This is a genomic window from Vulcaniibacterium gelatinicum (assembly GCF_008033445.1).
In the GTDB taxonomy this organism is placed as follows: domain Bacteria; phylum Pseudomonadota; class Gammaproteobacteria; order Xanthomonadales; family Xanthomonadaceae; genus Vulcaniibacterium_B; species Vulcaniibacterium_B gelatinicum.
Window position 1 is genome coordinate 1 of the sequence record NZ_VNKO01000016.1, and the last position, 16075, is coordinate 16075.

20 protein-coding genes are annotated in these 16075 nt (G+C 70.9%); 13 read left to right on the forward strand and 7 right to left on the reverse strand.

The features are described 5' to 3' along the window. The 3 genes from FPV26_RS09840 to miaB form a co-directional block, all read right to left on the reverse strand. On the reverse strand, positions 1–1117 hold a 1117-nt coding region (locus FPV26_RS09840; protein WP_181952623.1), incomplete at its 3' end, for a hypothetical protein. A 3-nt stretch (positions 1118–1120) separates the two neighbouring features. Beyond that, on the reverse strand, positions 1121–2068 hold the full coding sequence (locus FPV26_RS09850; protein WP_147653714.1) for a hypothetical protein: 948 nt from the start codon (positions 2066–2068) through the stop codon (positions 1121–1123). Positions 2069–2309: 241 nt separating this feature from the next. Further along, on the reverse strand, positions 2310–3719 hold the full coding sequence (miaB, locus tag FPV26_RS09855) for a tRNA (N6-isopentenyl adenosine(37)-C2)-methylthiotransferase MiaB (protein ID WP_147653715.1): 1410 nt from the start codon (positions 3717–3719) through the stop codon (positions 2310–2312). Between the two features lie 147 nt (positions 3720–3866). Between miaB and FPV26_RS09860 the strand changes: the two genes are divergently transcribed. The 6 genes from FPV26_RS09860 to FPV26_RS09885 all read left to right on the forward strand — a co-directional run bounded on the left by FPV26_RS09860 (position 3867) and on the right by FPV26_RS09885 (position 8781). Continuing rightward, positions 3867–4751: a lytic transglycosylase domain-containing protein gene (locus FPV26_RS09860; protein WP_147653716.1), complete on the forward strand. Its 885-nt coding sequence runs from the start codon at positions 3867–3869 to the stop codon at positions 4749–4751. Positions 4752–4888: 137 nt separating this feature from the next. Then, positions 4889–5527: a ubiquinol-cytochrome c reductase iron-sulfur subunit gene (petA, locus tag FPV26_RS09865; protein ID WP_147653717.1), complete on the forward strand. Its 639-nt coding sequence runs from the start codon at positions 4889–4891 to the stop codon at positions 5525–5527. Positions 5528–5530: 3 nt separating this feature from the next. Beyond that, a complete protein-coding gene (locus tag FPV26_RS09870) occupies positions 5531–6790 on the forward strand; it encodes a cytochrome b (protein WP_147653718.1) in 1260 nt (419 codons plus the stop codon). Beyond that, a complete protein-coding gene (locus tag FPV26_RS09875) occupies positions 6783–7514 on the forward strand; it encodes a cytochrome c1 (protein WP_147653719.1) in 732 nt (243 codons plus the stop codon). The genes FPV26_RS09870 and FPV26_RS09875 overlap by 8 nt, the downstream gene beginning before the upstream one ends. Before the next feature lie 165 nt (positions 7515–7679). Then, entirely contained in the window at positions 7680–8315 is a 636-nt protein-coding gene (locus FPV26_RS09880; RefSeq protein ID WP_147653769.1) for a glutathione S-transferase N-terminal domain-containing protein, read from the forward strand. A gap of 40 nt (positions 8316–8355) precedes the next feature. Next, a complete protein-coding gene (locus tag FPV26_RS09885; protein ID WP_147653720.1) occupies positions 8356–8781 on the forward strand; it encodes a ClpXP protease specificity-enhancing factor in 426 nt (141 codons plus the stop codon). A gap of 3 nt (positions 8782–8784) precedes the next feature. On the opposite strand, the gene FPV26_RS09890 is transcribed toward FPV26_RS09885, so the two are convergent. Beyond that, positions 8785–9111 (reverse strand): DUF3301 domain-containing protein, encoded by a 327-nt coding sequence (locus FPV26_RS09890; protein ID WP_147653721.1) that lies wholly within the window; start codon positions 9109–9111, stop codon positions 8785–8787. Positions 9112–9177: 66 nt separating this feature from the next. Here FPV26_RS09890 and FPV26_RS09895 point away from each other — a divergent pair, with 66 nt between their 5' ends. Further along, positions 9178–9987: an FHA domain-containing protein gene (locus FPV26_RS09895; RefSeq protein ID WP_147653722.1), complete on the forward strand. Its 810-nt coding sequence runs from the start codon at positions 9178–9180 to the stop codon at positions 9985–9987. Positions 9988–9999: 12 nt separating this feature from the next. On the opposite strand, the gene nadC is transcribed toward FPV26_RS09895, so the two are convergent. Together nadC and FPV26_RS09905 are read right to left on the reverse strand one after the other, a co-directional pair. Then, entirely contained in the window at positions 10000–10869 is an 870-nt protein-coding gene (nadC, locus tag FPV26_RS09900; protein ID WP_147653723.1) for a carboxylating nicotinate-nucleotide diphosphorylase, read from the reverse strand. A gap of 8 nt (positions 10870–10877) precedes the next feature. Further along, entirely contained in the window at positions 10878–11147 is a 270-nt protein-coding gene (locus FPV26_RS09905; protein ID WP_147653724.1) for a Trm112 family protein, read from the reverse strand. A 58-nt stretch (positions 11148–11205) separates the two neighbouring features. Between FPV26_RS09905 and purE the strand changes: the two genes are divergently transcribed. The 3 genes from purE to FPV26_RS09920 all read left to right on the forward strand — a co-directional run bounded on the left by purE (position 11206) and on the right by FPV26_RS09920 (position 13593). After that, positions 11206–11763, forward strand: coding sequence for a 5-(carboxyamino)imidazole ribonucleotide mutase (gene purE, locus FPV26_RS09910; RefSeq protein ID WP_147653725.1), 558 nt, complete (start codon positions 11206–11208; stop codon positions 11761–11763). Beyond that, positions 11760–12899, forward strand: a complete 1140-nt coding sequence (locus FPV26_RS09915; protein WP_147653726.1) for a 5-(carboxyamino)imidazole ribonucleotide synthase — start codon at positions 11760–11762, stop codon at positions 12897–12899. The genes purE and FPV26_RS09915 overlap by 4 nt, the downstream gene beginning before the upstream one ends. Positions 12900–13008: 109 nt before the next feature. Continuing rightward, entirely contained in the window at positions 13009–13593 is a 585-nt protein-coding gene (locus FPV26_RS09920) for a urate hydroxylase PuuD (RefSeq protein WP_147653727.1), read from the forward strand. 91 nt (positions 13594–13684) lie between these two features. Here the strand turns inward: FPV26_RS09920 and FPV26_RS09925 are convergent, their stop codons facing one another. After that, positions 13685–14263: a superoxide dismutase gene (locus FPV26_RS09925; protein WP_147653728.1), complete on the reverse strand. Its 579-nt coding sequence runs from the start codon at positions 14261–14263 to the stop codon at positions 13685–13687. 152 nt (positions 14264–14415) lie between these two features. On the opposite strand from FPV26_RS09925, the gene grxD reads away from it, so the two are divergent. The 3 genes from grxD to FPV26_RS09940 are packed head-to-tail and all read left to right on the forward strand — an operon-like array spanning position 14416 to position 16066. Beyond that, positions 14416–14739, forward strand: a complete 324-nt coding sequence (gene grxD / locus FPV26_RS09930) for a Grx4 family monothiol glutaredoxin (RefSeq protein WP_147653729.1) — start codon at positions 14416–14418, stop codon at positions 14737–14739. Then, positions 14736–15476, forward strand: a complete 741-nt coding sequence (locus FPV26_RS09935; RefSeq protein WP_147653730.1) for an SDR family NAD(P)-dependent oxidoreductase — start codon at positions 14736–14738, stop codon at positions 15474–15476. The genes grxD and FPV26_RS09935 overlap by 4 nt, the downstream gene beginning before the upstream one ends. Next, entirely contained in the window at positions 15473–16066 is a 594-nt protein-coding gene (locus tag FPV26_RS09940) for a YhgN family NAAT transporter (protein WP_147653731.1), read from the forward strand. Before FPV26_RS09935 ends, FPV26_RS09940 begins: the two co-directional genes overlap by 4 nt. Positions 16067–16075: the final 9 nt, after the last annotated feature.

Below are 16075 nucleotides of genomic sequence, written 5' to 3' on the forward strand. Positions count from 1 at the left end.
GATGCGGCTGGCGTGTGCCCTCGAACGGTGGTGGCACGCGCACGGGTTGCTGCTGCAGTTCCCCGCCGCCGCGCGTGGAGGTGAGGACGTACTGCCACGTCGTCTGGCGCGGGTTGCCGTGGACGGCGGCCATGAACTTGTCATAGTTCTTGGTGTGGATCGTCTGACAGCCCGCCGAGTCGGTGTTGCTGGGCGATCCACGGTGAATCTTGAAAGTATTGTTGATGTTCTGAATTCCCTGCACGTCGTCGGCGGTAAAGCGGCCATCGCCGTTGGTGTCGCGCTCGACCAGCCCGGCGCCGTTTGCCACGGCTGCCGCGGTCGGCCGCAACGCGCGATCGTGCAGGTTCCCGCGCACCGGATGGGTCGCCGCTTGCATCTCGAAGACGCCCTCGCGCAGGCGGCCGAGGTCCAGCACGCCATCGTGGTTCGCATCCTCGCCCTGGATGCGGCGCGGCTCGACGCTCTCGAAGCCGGGCGCCGCAGCACGCCGCCCGCGGCCCGCCCGCTGGTCGTACTGGGCCGTCGGCTCGGTATTGGCCAGTGTGGCCGGATACAGGTCACGCCGCCCCTGCGCGTCGGTCCACAGCACCACGATACGGTCGTCGTACACCCCCGTGCCGCGCGAGGACTCGTCGCGGCGCGTGCCAGGAAGATCCGCCTCGCGTCTGTCAGGTGCGTCGGCGGTGGTTGAAGCACGCGTGTCGGTCTCCTGCCGCAGGCCGAGGATCACCCGTTCCTCCGCACGATCGAGCGCGCGCGCCGAAGCCTCGTTGCCGCGCACGCGGACGATGCTGGCGTAGATGTCGTATTGCTGCGCCGTGCCCAAATGCGCCACTTCGGCGGCATGGTCCGGCAGACGCGGCGCCCCGCGCGCGGCGTCGAGGCGGTCGAGCGTCGGCCCGAGGCCCGCGCGCCGGGCCGCCTGCCCCTCCGCCGCGATCCGCTCGCCCGCGAACGCCACCACGTACCGGTCCAACGCCTCCTGGATCGCCGGCGGCTGCGCGGCCCGGCGCTGCTCCAGCAGCCGCAGCGCCTCGATCGCCTGCCCCTGCCGCGCCAGCCTGGCCACCTCATCCGCGTTGGCCCGAATGTCGAATTCCCTTTCGCGGCTCATGGTTCACTCGTCCTTGCTGGCTGCGTTGTCCTCTTCGATCCACGGTGAGCCCGGCCGCAGGTCGTCCGGATTCCGACACAGGCCATAGTTGTAATAGTCTGGCGCGCACGGCCACAGCGCCCGGGCGACCCGCTCGCGCAGCTCGAAGCGTTGCCCGTTCCAGACCACGAAGCCGAAATGGGCATAGCCTTCACGGGGTACAAAACGCGGATAGCTGTCCGGCGGCGGGTTCTCCGGGTCGTACTCGGCGATCCAGCGTGTGGTGGGTACGTCGCCCAACTTCGAGATGATTTCGTACGGCCCGCTGCCGGTGTGCTCCTCGAGCATCCGCAGATCGAGCGCATCGGGCCTGGGCGCCGGCGGCATGACCTCGGCGGTGACGTCGCGCGCCTGCCCGCCGGCATCGAGCCGGAACACACGGCGCCCGTAGGCCGCTTCGGGGCAATCCGACTGCGAGTACTCGCAGAAGTGGGTCCACACCGCGTAGACGGTGTCCCCGGGCTGCCGGCCCTCGAACGAGCGCAGGATCAGATATTCCCTCCACGTGCCAAGGTCGACGACCACGTCTGCACGCGCCCCGAAGCCGGGAACGACGCGGTAGATCACCCTTGCGAACGAACCGTCGCCAGGTACCGGCGGCGCCCACGGCAGCAGTGGCGCGATCGCCCGCCACGCCCGCGCCATGTGCCGGGGCATGGGCCCCTCGCACAGCTCGTGCGATAGCACCCGCGAGTCGGCACTTTTCCAGACGGGCTGGTTTGGGTCGGTACACTCCGCCCCCATCGCCCGCTCCAGCGCAAACGGTGCCGGCCATGCGATGGCAGGCAGTTCGGGCAGACGCTCGAGCGGGTCGGCCGCGGCCGGCGGGGCATCGGCCGGCCGGGCAGCGGCGCAGCCGAGGACCAGCAGCGCGGACAGGACGGACAGGGGGTGACGGCGGAAGCGTGGCATCGCGAGTCCCTTCGGCGGATGGTGGCGTGGATGGCCGTCGCCGTGCGTCCGGCATGGCAGGGGGTATCGCACTGCAAAACCCGCGGGATGGCAAGCGCGTGCCGTCCGGCGGTGCGTTCTCATGCGGCTCCACCCAATGCCGGGGCAGCTTGCACGTCCACGCCTGGCCGTGGCGCGGGCATGGATGAGGAGGAAGAACCTCCTTGCCGCCTTGTCCGTGTGTCTCCGTGTTGCTCCGTGGTCAACCCGGCGTCTGGGTGTGGACACGCCCGCGCAGCGAGTTGGTCAGGGCTTCGGTGATCACCACGTCCACGAACTGCCCGATCAGCCGCGGCGGGGCGGGGAAGTTGACGTAGCGCATGTTCTCGGTGCGGCCGGTGAGCTCGTTCGGGTTCTTCTTCGACGGCCCCTCGACCAGCACGGTCTGCACCGTGCCGACCATGCCGCGGGCGATGCGCGCGGCGTTGGCGTTGATCGCCGCCTGCAGGCGCGAAAGGCGCGCGTGCTTCTCCTCGCTCGACACGTCGTCGGGCAGGTCGGCGGCGGGCGTGCCGGGGCGGCGCGAATAGATGAACGAGAACGACTGGTCGAAGCCGACGTCCTCGATCAGCTTCATGGTCTTATCGAAATCGGCCTCGGTCTCGCCCGGGAAGCCGACGATGAAGTCGGACGAGATCGAGATGTCCGGCCGCACCGCGCGCAGCTTGCGGATCTTCTGCTTGTACTCGAGCGCGGTGTAGCCGCGCTTCATCGCCGCCAGGATCCGGTCGCTGCCGGACTGCACCGGCAAGTGCAGGTAGTTGGCGAGCTTGGGCACGTCGCGGAAGGCCTCGACCAGCGAGTCGGAGAACTCCAGCGGATGCGAGGTGGTGAAGCGGATCCGGCCGATGCCCTCGATCTCGGCGATGGCCCGGATCAGCAGCGCCAGGTCCGCCACCTCGCCCTCGCCCCCGCTGTCGGAAGGCGCGATCGGGCCGCGGTAGGCATTGACGTTCTGCCCGAGCAGGGTCACCTCGCGCACGCCCTGCGCGGCCAGCTCGGCGACCTCGGTCAGCACATCCTCGAACGGGCGGCTGATCTCCTCGCCGCGGGTGTAGGGCACCACGCAGAACGAGCAGTACTTCGAGCAGCCCTCCATGATCGAGACGAACGCGGTCGGCCCCTCGGCGCGCGGCTCGGGCAGGCGGTCGAACTTCTCGATCTCGGGGAAGCTGATGTCCACCTGCGGCCGGCCGCTCTCGCGGCGGGCGCGGATCAGCTCGGGCAGGCGGTGCAGGGTCTGCGGCCCGAACACCAGGTCCACGTACGGGGCGCGCTTGACGATCGCCTCGCCCTCCTGGCTGGCCACGCAGCCGCCCACCCCGATCAGCACCGGCCGGTCGCCCTGCTTGAGGGTCTTCCAGCGGCCGAGCTGGCTGAACACCTTCTCCTGGGCCTTTTCCCGGATCGAGCAGGTATTGACCAGGATCACGTCGGCTTCCTCGACGTTCGTGGTCAGTTCGAGCCCTTCAGCGGCGGCCAGCACGTCGGCCATGCGGGCCGAGTCGTACTCGTTCATCTGGCAGCCGTGGGTCTGGATGAACAGCTTGCCCTTGGCCGGAGCCGGGGCGGCTGCGGCAGGCTGGCCCTCGCGGGCGGCGGGGTCGGTCATGTGGGCTCCGGGGAGACGGCGGTCAATCCGCGCCGGATCGGGAACGGGCGCGCATTGTACGCCGCCGGTGGCCGGGGGCGGCTTTCCGGCTCGTTCAGACAAATCAATCACTTGTCATTCCGGACCCTGCGTGGAAGACTCGCGGCCATGAAGGGGGCAAGGGGAATCGGGCTGTTGCTCTGTCTGCTGGCGACGGCGCCCGCCGTAGCCGGCACCGTCTACCGCTGCGACAGTCCAGACGGCAGCCGCACCTACGGCGGCAAGCCCGTCGCCGGCGCGCAGTGTGAGGTGGTCGCGCAGTACTCCTCCCGTACGCGCAGGGCGGATCGCGCCAGGCTGGCGGTCCCGCCGCCCGCTGCCGGGGCCGCCGAGCCGCCCACGCCGGTCGCCGGTTCGCCGGCCGTCGCGAGCCTGCCGGCGCCGCCCCCCGCGGCCGGACGTCCGCCGACCCGCCGCGTCCAGGGGCAGGTGTACGCCTACGTCAAGGACGGCGTGCGCCATTACACCAGCCGCCCGCCACGTGGCGTGGCCGGCGTGAGCGAGCTGCGCACGATCCGCTACAGCTTCATGGAAACCTGCTACGCCTGCGCCCTCCGGCCCGGCGTCGACTTCGGCACGGTGCGGCTCAACACCAGCGCCTACCGCGACGAGATCGCACAGGCTGCGCGCCGGTTCGGGGTCGAGGAGGCGGTGGTGCGGGCGATCATCCACGCCGAGTCGGCGTTCAATCCCGGCGCGATCTCACGCGCCGGCGCGCAGGGGCTGATGCAGCTGATGCCGGCCACCGCGCGCCGCTTCGGAGTGGCCAACCCCTTCGACGTCGGCCAGAACATCCGCGGCGGGGTCGAGTACCTGGCCTGGCTGCTCAAGCGCTACGACGGCAACCTCACCCTCGCTGCTGCCGGTTACAACGCCGGCGAGGGCGCCGTGGACCGCTACAAGGGCGTGCCGCCCTACAGCGAGACCCAGCGCTACGTGCAGCGCGTGGCCCAGCTGGCCGAGCGCTACCGCGGCGCCCTGGCCGCGAAGTAGGCCCCGCGGCGGGGCGGCGGATTGTCGGCCCGTTTCACGTTCCGTTACACTTCCCCGTCTTTTTTCGAGCCGCGAGCCGTCGCCAGTGGCGCCGGACCCGTGGCGGACCTTCCGATTCGAGCATTGCGGAGTGCCGGATGGCGAACGTAGGGGCTGTGCCTGGCCACAGCGAACTTCAGGGCGGGGAACCCGCCAACCCGGGCCGTCGCCGGTTCCTGACCGCGACCACGGCAGTGGTCGGTGCAGTCGGGGCCGGATTCGCGGCGGTGCCCTTCATCAAGTCGTGGAATCCGAGCGCCCGGGCCAAGCTCGCCGGTGCCCCGGTCACCGTGGACATCGGCGGGCTGGAGGAAGGCCAGCGCATGGTGGTGGAGTGGCGCGGCCAGCCGATCTGGATCGTGCGCCGTTCCAAGGCCATCCTCGAGGCGCTGCCCACGGTCGAGAGCCAGCTGCGCGACCCGAAGTCGGAGAACGCCGACCAGCAGCCGAAGTACGCGGCCAACGAGTTCCGCTCGATCAAGCCCGAGATCCTGGTCCTGGTCGGCCTGTGCACGCACCTGGGCTGCGCCCCGGAAATGAAGGCCGAGATCCGTCCCGAGCCGTTCGACCCGAACTGGAAGGGCGGCTTCTTCTGCCCGTGCCACAAGTCGCGCTTCGACATGGCCGGGCGCGTGTTCCAGGGCGTGCCGGCGCCGACCAACCTGGTCGTGCCGCCGCACCGCTACGAGAGCGACACGACCATCGTGATCGGCGTGGATCCTGAGGGGGTCGCGTAAGCCATGGCCAACGTCTTCAGCCGCGCCTGCACGGGCGTGATGGATTGGATCAACGCGCGCGCGCCGGGCTTGATGCCCATGTACCGGAAGCACATGACCGAGTACTACGCGCCGAAGAACTTCAACCTCTGGTACTACTTCGGCTCGCTCGCGCTGCTGGTGCTGGTCAACCAGATCGTGACCGGCATCTTCCTGACGATGCACTTCAAGCCGAGCGCGGCGGAAGCCTTCGCCTCGGTCGAGTACATCATGCGCGACGTGGAGTGGGGCTGGCTGATCCGGTACATGCACAGCACCGGCGCCTCCCTGTTCTTCGTCGTCGTGTACCTGCACATGTTCCGCGGCCTGATGTACGGCTCGTACCAGAAGCCGCGCGAGCTGGTGTGGATCCTCGGCATGCTCATCTACCTCGTGCTGATGGCCGAGGCGTTCATGGGCTACGTGCTGCCGTGGGGCCAGATGTCGTTCTGGGGCGCGAAGGTGATCATCTCGCTGTTCGGCGCGATCCCGGTGATCGGCAACGGCCTCACCGAGTGGATCATGGGCGACTACCTGCCCGGCGACGCCACCCTCAACCGCTTCTTCGCCCTGCACGTGATCGCGCTGCCGCTGGTGCTGCTGCTGCTGGTGGTGCTGCACCTGGGCGCGCTGCACGAGGTCGGGTCCAACAACCCGGACGGCGTGGAGATCAAGAAGGGCCCGAAGGGCAACCGCTGGTCGCCGACCGCGCCGGCCGACGGCATCCCGTTCCACCCGTACTACACGGTCAAGGACCTGTTCGGCGCCGGCTTCTTCCTGATCATCGCTGCCTTCATCATCTTCTTCGAGCCGACCTTCGGCGGCTGGTTCCTCGAGCACGACAACTTCACCGAGGCCAACCGCCTGGTCACGCCGGCGCACATCAAGCCGGTGTGGTACTTCACCCCGTACTACGCCATGCTGCGCGTGGTGCCGCACAAGCTGCTGGGCGTGATCGTGATGTTCCTGGCGATCGCGATCCTGTTCCTGGTGCCGTGGCTCGACAAGGCCAAGGTCAAGTCGTACCGCTACCGCGGCCTGCTCTCGAAGGTCCTGCTGGGCGTGTTCGCGCTGAGCTTCGTCTGGCTCGGCAAGATCGGCGCGGGCCCCGGGACCGACCTGGTCGAGACCTACATCGGCCGCGTGCTGACCTTCCTCTACTTCATGTTCTTCATCACCATGCCGCTGTGGACCAAGCTCGACAGGACCAAGCCGGTGCCGGAACGGGTGACGCTGCATGACTGACAAGCTCCTTGCCCTGATCGCCGGCCTGCTGGTGTCCGGCGCCGCGTTCGCCGCCGGCGGCGGCAACCTGCAGCAGTCCGGTACCGACCTCGGCGACCGCGCGTCGCTGCAGCGCGGCGCCGCGCTGTACATGAACTACTGCGCCGGCTGCCATTCGCTGAAGTACCTGCGCTACTCCCGCATCGGCGAGGACCTCGGCCTGACCGAGCAGCAGGTGATGGCCAACCTCAACTTCACCGGCGCCAAGTACGGCGAGACGGTGCAGACCTCGCTGACCGAGGCCCAGGCCAACGCCTGGTTCGGCAAGATGCCGCCGGACCTGAGCCTGATCGCGCGCGTGCGCGGCAGCGACTGGATCTACACCTACCTGAAGTCGTTCTACCTCGACGAGGAACGCCCGCTGGGCTGGAACAACACCCTGTTCCCGAATGCCTCGATGCCGAACCCGCTGTGGGAGATGCAGGGCCTGCAGCACGCCGAGTTCGGCAAGCCCGACGCCACCGGCGAGGCGCCCGTCGAGCGTCTGGTCATCCGCCAGCCGGGCACCCAGACCCCGGAGCAGTTCGACCGGACGGTGCGCGACATCACCGCTTTCCTCGAGTACGCCGGCGAACCGGCCGCCCTCAAGCGCACCAGCCTGGGCGTGTGGGTGGTGCTGTTCCTGGCGGCGTTCACCTTCCTGGCCTGGCTGCTGAAGAAGGAATACTGGAAGGACGTCCATTAGTCCCTGCCGACGCCCGTCCGGGCGCGTTCCGGGCGCCCGCGCCACCGGCGCGGGCTTTCCATGCCCGGTGGCGGGAGGCTAGGCTCCGGGGACCGTGGCGACCGCCTGCACGGGGTGGGCGGCGCCGTGACGGCCGGCGGATCCCGGCCGCAGGAGAGGTCGATGATGGCCGCGAGTCCGCGTATGCGTAATGCCCTGACGTTGTTCTCCGCCACCGATTGCGTGCTCTGCCACCGGGTGCGGCTGGTGCTGGCCGCCAAGGGCGTGACCTACGACCTGGTTCCGGTGGATCCGCAGAATCCGCCCGAGGACCTGATCGACCTCAACCCGTACCACTCCGTGCCCACGCTGGTGGAGCGCGAGCTGGTGCTGTACGCCGCCTCGGTGGTCACCGAGTACCTCGACGAGCGCTACCCGCACCCGCCGCTGATGCCGGTGGACCCGCTGTCCCGCGCCCGCCTGCGTCTGGCGATGCTGCGCATCGAGCACGACTGGGTGCCGCAGGTGCAGGCGATCCAGTTCGGCAACAAGCAGCAGGCCGAGGCCGGACGCAAGCGGCTCAAGGAGCTGCTGACCGCCTCGGTGCCGCTATTCAAGGCCAGCAAGTTCTTCCTCAACACCGAGATGAGCCTGGCCGACTGCGCGATGGCCCCGATCATCTGGCGCCTGGAGTCGCTGGGGATCCCACTGCCCAAGGACGGCAAGGTGATCGAGGACTACGGCAACCGCATCTTCCGCAACCCCGGCTTCCTGCGCAGCCTGACCGAGCAGGAGAAGAAGCTGCGGGAAATCCCGGCCTGATTCCCGGGCTGGAACCGTTCCGTAGCGCTAGACTGGCCGCATGAGCGACGCGGTTCCGGCCATGACCAGCCACCGTCCGTACCTGCTGCGGGCGCTGCATGCGTGGATTTCCGACAACGGCATGACCCCGCACCTGCTGGTGGACGCCACCCGGCCGGGGGTGGAGGTGCCGCCACAGGCGGTCAGCGAAGGCCGGGTGGTGCTCAACATCGCCGAGCGCGCGGTGGTGCACCTGAACATCGGCAACGAGGAGATCACCTTCACCGCGCGCTTCGGCGGGGTGAGCCGGCCAGTGCGGGTGCCGGTCGGAGCGGTGCTCGCCATCTACGCGCGCGAAACCGGCCAGGGCATGGCCCTGCCGGAGGAGCCGGCGCCGCCGGCCGAGCCCGGTCCGCCCACGGACGAGCCGCCGCCGGACGACGGCGCCACGCCGCCGCGGCGCGGGCATCTGCGGGTGATCAAGTAGCGGTCAGTGCAACGGCACCACGTTCGCCGCGCGCACCGGGCCGCTGAACGCGACAAGCCGACCGCCGAACAGGACCAGATGGCCGACGTGGCGGTCGTTGCCGTCGTGCGAGTACTCGAACCGGAAACTGCGCTCCAGCCCCAGCCAGCCGTCCTCGCGGCGGCGCAGGCGCAGGCCGGTGGCGTGCACGCTGTGGTCCAGCCACTGCACCCCCGCGGCGCGGCAGGCGTCGCGGCCGAGCGCCTCGGCCCGCTCGGCAGCGGCCCGGCCGGCACTCCATAATGCGAAACCGATCGCAAATGCGATCATGAGGATCAGTAGAGTCGGCATCGCCCGAATGTGGCGGCTGACGATCCGATCCGCAAGCCCGTCCACGCGACTTCCCTTCCAAGGATCATGGAAACCGAACGCATGAAGCTGGTGTTCCCCGGCGGCGAACATCCACAGGTCCTGCTCGGCCCGGGCGTGAACCGGGTCGGCTCCGATCCGCACGCGAACATCGTGCTCGACCAGCCCGGGGTGCAGCCCGAGCACTGCCAGCTGCACGTCACGCCGCAGGGGGTGATGCTGGACGTGCCGGCAGGCACGGCGGTCAGCGTCAACGGCCGTCCGGTCAGCGGCCTGATCGCACTGCGTGCCGGCGACACCGTGGCCTTCGATCACGTGCAGGCGCGGCTGGTCACGGTCGAGGCCGCCGGCGGGGTACGTCATCACGCGGGCGGCCGTGCCATGGCGGTCCCGTCTCCGGCCAACGACGATCCGGGGGTCACGGCGGTGCGGCCCGCCCTGCCTCGTTTCGCTCTGCGCGGAGTGTCCGGCGAGGCCTTCGGGCGCCACTATCCCGTGGCGAGCACCACCACCGTGGGCCGCTCGCCCGAATGCACGCTGCGGCTCGACGAGCCTGGCATCTCGCGCATGCACGCGCGGCTGGTGCCGACTGCGGAGGGGCTGCTGGTGGAGGATCTGGGCTCGACCAACGGCAGTTTCATCAACGGCAAGCGCGTGCTGCGCGGTGAGGCGCGGCCGGGGGACGAGATCGGGTTCGACACGCTCCGCTTCCGTCTGGTCGGCCCGAGCGGGCAGGGCGAGCCGGCGCCCACGCCGGCATCGGCGCGGATGCGGATCTCGGCGGCCTCGCCCTGGCTCTGGGTGGCGCTGGCCGCGGCGGGCCTGGCCGCGGTGTGGCTGGTCGCGCTGCTGCGCTGAGCGCGTGCCGGCTCAGCCCGGCGGCGGGCCGAGCTTGAGCGAGAGGTCGATCGCGCGCACGTGCTTGGTCAGCGCGCCGATCGAGATGCAGTCCACGCCGTCCTCGGCGATCGCGCGCACCCCGGCCAGGTCCACGCCACCGGAGACCTCGAGCGGGATGCGGCCGGCGAACGGCGGCGCGTGCGCGATCCGCACCGCCTCGCGGCGCGTGGGCGGGTCGAAGTCGTCCACCAGGATCCGGGTGCAGCCCTCGTGCAGCGCCTCGCGCAGCTCCTCGAGCGTCTCCACTTCCACGATCAGCGGCAGCGCCGGCCAGCGCGCCTTGGCCGCGCGCATCGCCGCGGTCAGCGAGCCGGCCGCGCGGACGTGGTTCTCCTTCAGCATCACCGCGTCGTACAGGCCGATGCGGTGGTTGACCCCGCCGCCGACCCGGACCGCGTACTTCTGCGCCTGGCGCAGGCCGGGCAGGGTCTTGCGGGTGTCGAGGATGCGCGCGCCGGTGCCGCGCACGGCCTCGACGTAGGCGGCGGTGACGGTGGCGGTGCCGCTCAGGGTCTGCAGGAAGTTGAGCGAGGCGCGCTCGGCGCTGACCAGGGCGCGGCTGCGGCCGGCGAGCACGGCCAGCACGGTGCCGGCGCGCACGCGCTCGCCCTCGCGCACGCGCCAGTCCAGGCGCACGTCCGGATCGAGCGCGCGGTGGCAGGCGTCGAACCAGGGGCGGCCGCAGACCACCGCGTCCTCCTTGCACAGCAGGGTGGCCACGGCCGGCACGTCGGGCAGCAGCGCGGCGGTGACGTCGCCCTCGCCCAGGTCCTCGGCCAGGGCGCGGGCCACGTCGGCCTCGACCACCTCCGCTGGCGGCGGTGCGATGTCCCCGTGCATGCCGGCCTTCACTCCCGCGGGAAGTCCGCCACCTGGGCGGTGGCGATCGCCTCCTCGGCCAGCAGCACCGGGATGCCGTCGTCCACCCGGTACACGCGGCGGCGGTCGCGGGTCACCAGCGCCTCGCGCAGCGGTTCGGCCTGCGGGCTGCCGTCCTCGCGGACGACCCCGCCGGCGGCGATGGCGGCGTTGAGCGCCTCCAGCCCGCGCGCCTCCAGCAGCGCCAGCGGCTGGCGCGTGGCGGGGCAGGCCAGGATGTCGAGCAGCTTGCGGTCCATGACGGTGCCGGATCCGGCGAGGGGCCGGTAGAATACCGTTTTGACGCGGAAAACCGTCATGGCGGCCACAGATTCGGCAACGGCAGGCGCGACAACGGCAGGCGATCGTCCGCTCGTCGGCATCGTGATGGGCTCGCGCTCCGACTGGGAGACCATGCAGCACGCCGCGGCGCGGCTGGACGCGCTGGGCGTGCCCTACGAGGTGCGCGTGGTCTCGGCGCACCGCACGCCCGACGTCCTGTTCGAATACGCCGCTTCCGCGCAGGCGCGCGGCCTGCGCGCGATCATCGCCGGCGCCGGCGGCGCCGCGCACCTGCCCGGCATGCTCGCGGCCAAGACGCCGCTGCCGGTGCTCGGGGTGCCGGTGCAGAGCAAGACTCTCAACGGCCTGGATTCGCTGCTGTCCATCGTGCAGATGCCGGCCGGCGTGCCGGTGGCCACCTTCGCCATCGGCACCGCGGGCGCGGCCAACGCCGCACTGTTCGCCGCGGCCATGCTCGCTGCCGAGCACCCGGCGGTCGGCGCGGCGCTGGAGGCGTTCCGCGAGCGCCAGACGCGCGAGGTGATGGCGCACGACGACCCGCGTCAGCCGGCTTCGGCAGAGGCGCGGGCGTGACCACGGTCGGCATCCTCGGCGGCGGGCAGCTGGCCCGCATGCTGGCGCTGTCCGGCGCGCCGCTGGGCCTGCGCTTCCTGGTGCTCGACACCGTGGGCGATGCCTGCGCCGGCCAGTTCGCACCGCTGATCGTGGGCGACTGGCGCGACGAGCGCGCCCTGGCCGAGTTCGCGGCGAAGGTGGACGTGGCCACGTTCGACTTCGAGAACGTCCCGGCCGAATCGGCCCAGTGGCTGGCCGAGCGCATCCCGGTGTTCCCCAACCCGCGCGCGCTGGCCGTGGCCCAGGATCGGCTGGCGGAGAAGACCCTGTTCCGCGAGCTCGGCATCCCGGTGCCGGAGTTCGCGGCGGTGGATAGCCGCGCCGGCCTGGACGCGGCGCTGGCCCGGATCGGCACGCCGTGCATCCTCAAGACCCGGCGTCTGGGCTACGACGGCAAGGGCCAGTTCCGGTTGCGGACCCTGGCCGACGCCGACGCCGCCTGGGCCGCGCTCGGCGCGCAGGCGGACACGGTCGGGCTGATCCTGGAAGGCTTCGTGCCGTTCGAGCGTGAGCTGAGCGTGGTTGCCGTGCGCGGCCGCGACGGCGAGTTCCGCACCTGGCCGCTGACCGAGAACTGGCACGTGGACGGCGTGCTCTCGGCCAGCCTGGCCCCGGCGCGGGTGGACGCGGCGCTGGCGCAGCGCGCGTACGCGCATGCGCGGCGCCTGGCCGAGGCGCTGGACTACGTCGGCGTGTTCGCGCTGGAGCTGTTCTGCAAGGACGGCGAGCTGCTCGCCAACGAGCTCGCCCCGCGCGTGCACAACTCCGGCCACTGGACCATCGAGGGCAGCGAGACCAGCCAGTTCCAGAACCACCTGCGCGCCGTGCTCGGCCTGCCGCTGGGCGACACGCGCATGGTCGGGCTGGCCTGCATGCTCAACTGGATCGGCGCGCTGCCCGAGGCCGCGCCGGTGCTGCGCGAGCCGGGCGGCCACTGGCACGACTACGGCAAGTCCCCGCGCGCCGGGCGCAAGGTCGGGCACGCCACCCTGCGCGCGGACTCGGCGCAGGAGCTCGCGGCCGTGCTGCAGCGGGTGGGCGCGGCGCTCGGACGCGAGGCGCAGGTGGCGCCGGTGGTCGCGGCCCTGCGCTGAATCTCCCCCGCACCCGGCCGGCGCTATTGCACCGCGCATTGACAGCGTGCGGCGCAAGGTGTCCTCATTCCGCCGGGCCCGGCCGGGCCGTCCATGGGGAGAACAGGCAATGGGTGTGATTTTCCAGTCGCTGGGCCGCACGATCCTCGCGGGGGTGGTGATCCTCGCGGTCATCCTCGGGATCGGCGGCACCTACGGCAAGATCGGCGAGCCGTTCTACTGGCAGTTCTTCATGCGCTGGCTGCACGTGCTGTCGGGCGTGCTCTGGATCGGCCTGCTGTGGTACTTCAACTTCGTGCAGATCCCGTCCATGCCGAAGATCCCGGACGAGCAGAAGCCGGCGATCGGCAAGGTGATCGCGCCGACCGCGCTGTTCTGGTTCCGCTGGGCGGCGCTGGCCACGGTGGTGACGGGCCTGCTGCTGGCCTGGCTCAACGGCTACCTGGTGCAGGCGCTGAGCCTGCAATCGCCCGCCACCGCGATCGGGATCGGCATGTGGCTGGCGCTGGTGATGGCCTTCAACGTCTGGTTCATCATCTGGCCGAACCAGAAGAAGGCGCTGGGCATCGTCCAGGCCGAGCCCGAGGCCAAGACCCGGGCGGCGCGGGTGGCGATGCTGACCTCGCGCTTCAACACCATGTTCTCGATCCCGATGCTGTATTTCATGGTGGCGCAGCAGAACGGCGGGTTCTGAAACAACCTGCCCTGACCCGCGCCCGCCGCGGGCGGCAACGGAAACGGCCGGGGAACCCCGGCCGTTTCCGTTCGCAGGCGCGGCGCCGCGCTCAGCGCATGTTCGAGGCGACGAAATCCCAGTTCACCAGGTTCCAGAACGCCTCGACGTACTTCGGCCGCGCGTTGCGGTAGTCGATGTAGTAGGCGTGCTCCCACACGTCGCAGGTCAGCAGCGGGGTGTCCTCGCCGGTGAGCGGGGTGGCGGCGTTCGGCGTGCTGGCCAGCGCCAGCGAACCGTCCGGGCGCTGCACCAGCCAGGCCCAGCCGGAGCCGAAGGTCTTGATCGCGGTCTCGGTGAACTGCGCCTTGAACGCGGCGAAGTCGCCGAAGGCCCTGGCGATCGCGTCGGCCAGCTTGCCGCCGGGCTCGCCGCCGCCGTTGGGCTTCAGGCAGTGCCAGTAGAAGGTGTGGTTCCAGACCTGGGCGGCGTTGTTGAACATCGCGCCCTGCGACTTGCGCACGATCTCCACCAGGTCCATGTCCGCGAACGCGGTGCCCGCGATCATCGCGTTGAGGTTGTCCACGTAGGCGCGGTGGTGCTTGCCGTAGTGGAAGTCGATGGTCTCGGCCGAGATGTGCGGCTCGAGCGCGGTGCGGTCCCAGGGCAGGGGCGGCAGTTCGATCGCCATGGCAAAGGCTCCTCTGGCTAGGCGGGGGGAGGGAGGGAAGGGGGAGTGCCGCGGCCTGGCGGCCGGGCGAGGCGTTACAATGCGCATTGTATCCCCCGCCTTCCGCAACGTGGCCGCGCAGGCCGCGCAACGGTGCATTCCAGGAGTCGCCCATGTCGTCCGTGCTCGAGCGCATCGACGCCGAAGTCAAGAGCCATCCGATCGTGTTGTTCATGAAGGGCACGCCGCAGTTCCCGATGTGCGGCTTCTCCAGCCGCGCGGTGCAGGCGCTGAAGGCGGCCGGCGCCACCCAGCTGCACACGATCAACGTGCTCGAGGAGCCGGAGATCCGCGCCAACCTGCCGCGCTACTCCGACTGGCCGACGTTCCCGCAGCTCTTCATCAAGGGCGAGCTGATCGGCGGCTGCGACATCACCTGCGAGCTGGCCGAGTCGGGCGAGCTCGCGCGCATGATCGCCGAAGCACAGAAGGCGTGAGCGCGGCCCCGGCAGCGCAGGACGCGGCGCTCGCGGGCCGCGTCGTCCTGGTGACCGGCGCCAGCGGCGGTCTGGGCAGCGCCGCGGCGATGGCCTGCGCGCGCGCCGGCGCCACCGTGGTCCTGCTCGGGCGCAAGGTGCCGCGGCTCAACCGGGTCTATGACGCGATCGCGCAGGCCGGCGGGCAGCCGCTGCTGTACCCGCTCGACCTCGAGGGAGCGAGCCCGGACGACCACGCCGAGCTGGCCAACCGGCTCGACGCCGAATTCGGCCGCCTCGACGGCCTGCTCCACTGCGCGGCCGAATTCCGCGGCCTGACCCCCTTCGAACACACCGACCCGGCCGCGCTCGCCCGCGCCGTGCACGTCAACCTGACCGCGCCGTGCTGGCTCACCCAGGCCTGCCTGCCGCTGCTGCGGCGCGCGCCCGACGGCGCGGTGGTGTTCGTGCTCGACGACCCGGCGCGCGTGGGCAAGGCGTACTGGGGCGGCTACGGCCTGGCCCACCACGCCCTGGCCGCGCTGGTGCCGATGCTGCATGCCGAGCTGGCCAACACCAGCGTGCGGGTGGCCGGCCTGCGGCCGGGGCCGATGCGCACGCCGCTGCGCGCCCGCGCCTGGGCCGAGGACACCGACCGCGACGCGCGCGACCCCGCGCCCACTGCCGCGGCCTGCGTCGAGCTGCTGTCGGCCGCCGGCGCGGCCGATCGCGGCCGGATCCGGGAGCTGGCGCCGTGACCGTCGCCTCCGCCGCGCTGCTGCTGTTCCTGATCCTGGATCCGCTCGGCAACATCCCGGTGTTCCTGAGCATCCTCAAGCCGCTGCCGCTGCGGCGCCAGCGCATCGTCGTGGCCCGCGAGCTGCTGATCGCGCTGGTCGTGCTGATGCTGTTCCTGTGGGCCGGCAAGTACGTGCTGGAGCTGATGCACCTGCGCCAGGAGTCGGTGGCGATCGCCGGCGGCATCGTCCTGTTCCTGATCGGGCTGCGGATGATCTTCCCGCCGCCGGAAGGGCTGCTGGGCGAGCTGCCGGGCGGCGAGCCCTTCATCGTCCCGCTCGCGATCCCGATGGTCGCCGGCCCCTCCGGCATGGCCGCGGTGATGCTGATGGGCAGCAGCGAGCCCGACCGCCTGGGCGAGTGGAGCCTGGCCCTGCTGATCGCCTGGGCCGCCACCGCCGCGATCCTGTTCTCGGCCACCTACCTGTACAGGTGGCTCGGCACCCGGGTCCTGACCGCGGTCGAGCGGCTGATGGGCATGCTCCTGGTCGCGATCTCGGTGCAGATGCTGCTGGACGGGATCGGGGCCTACCTGAAGGCAGTGGGCTGAGCGGGCGGG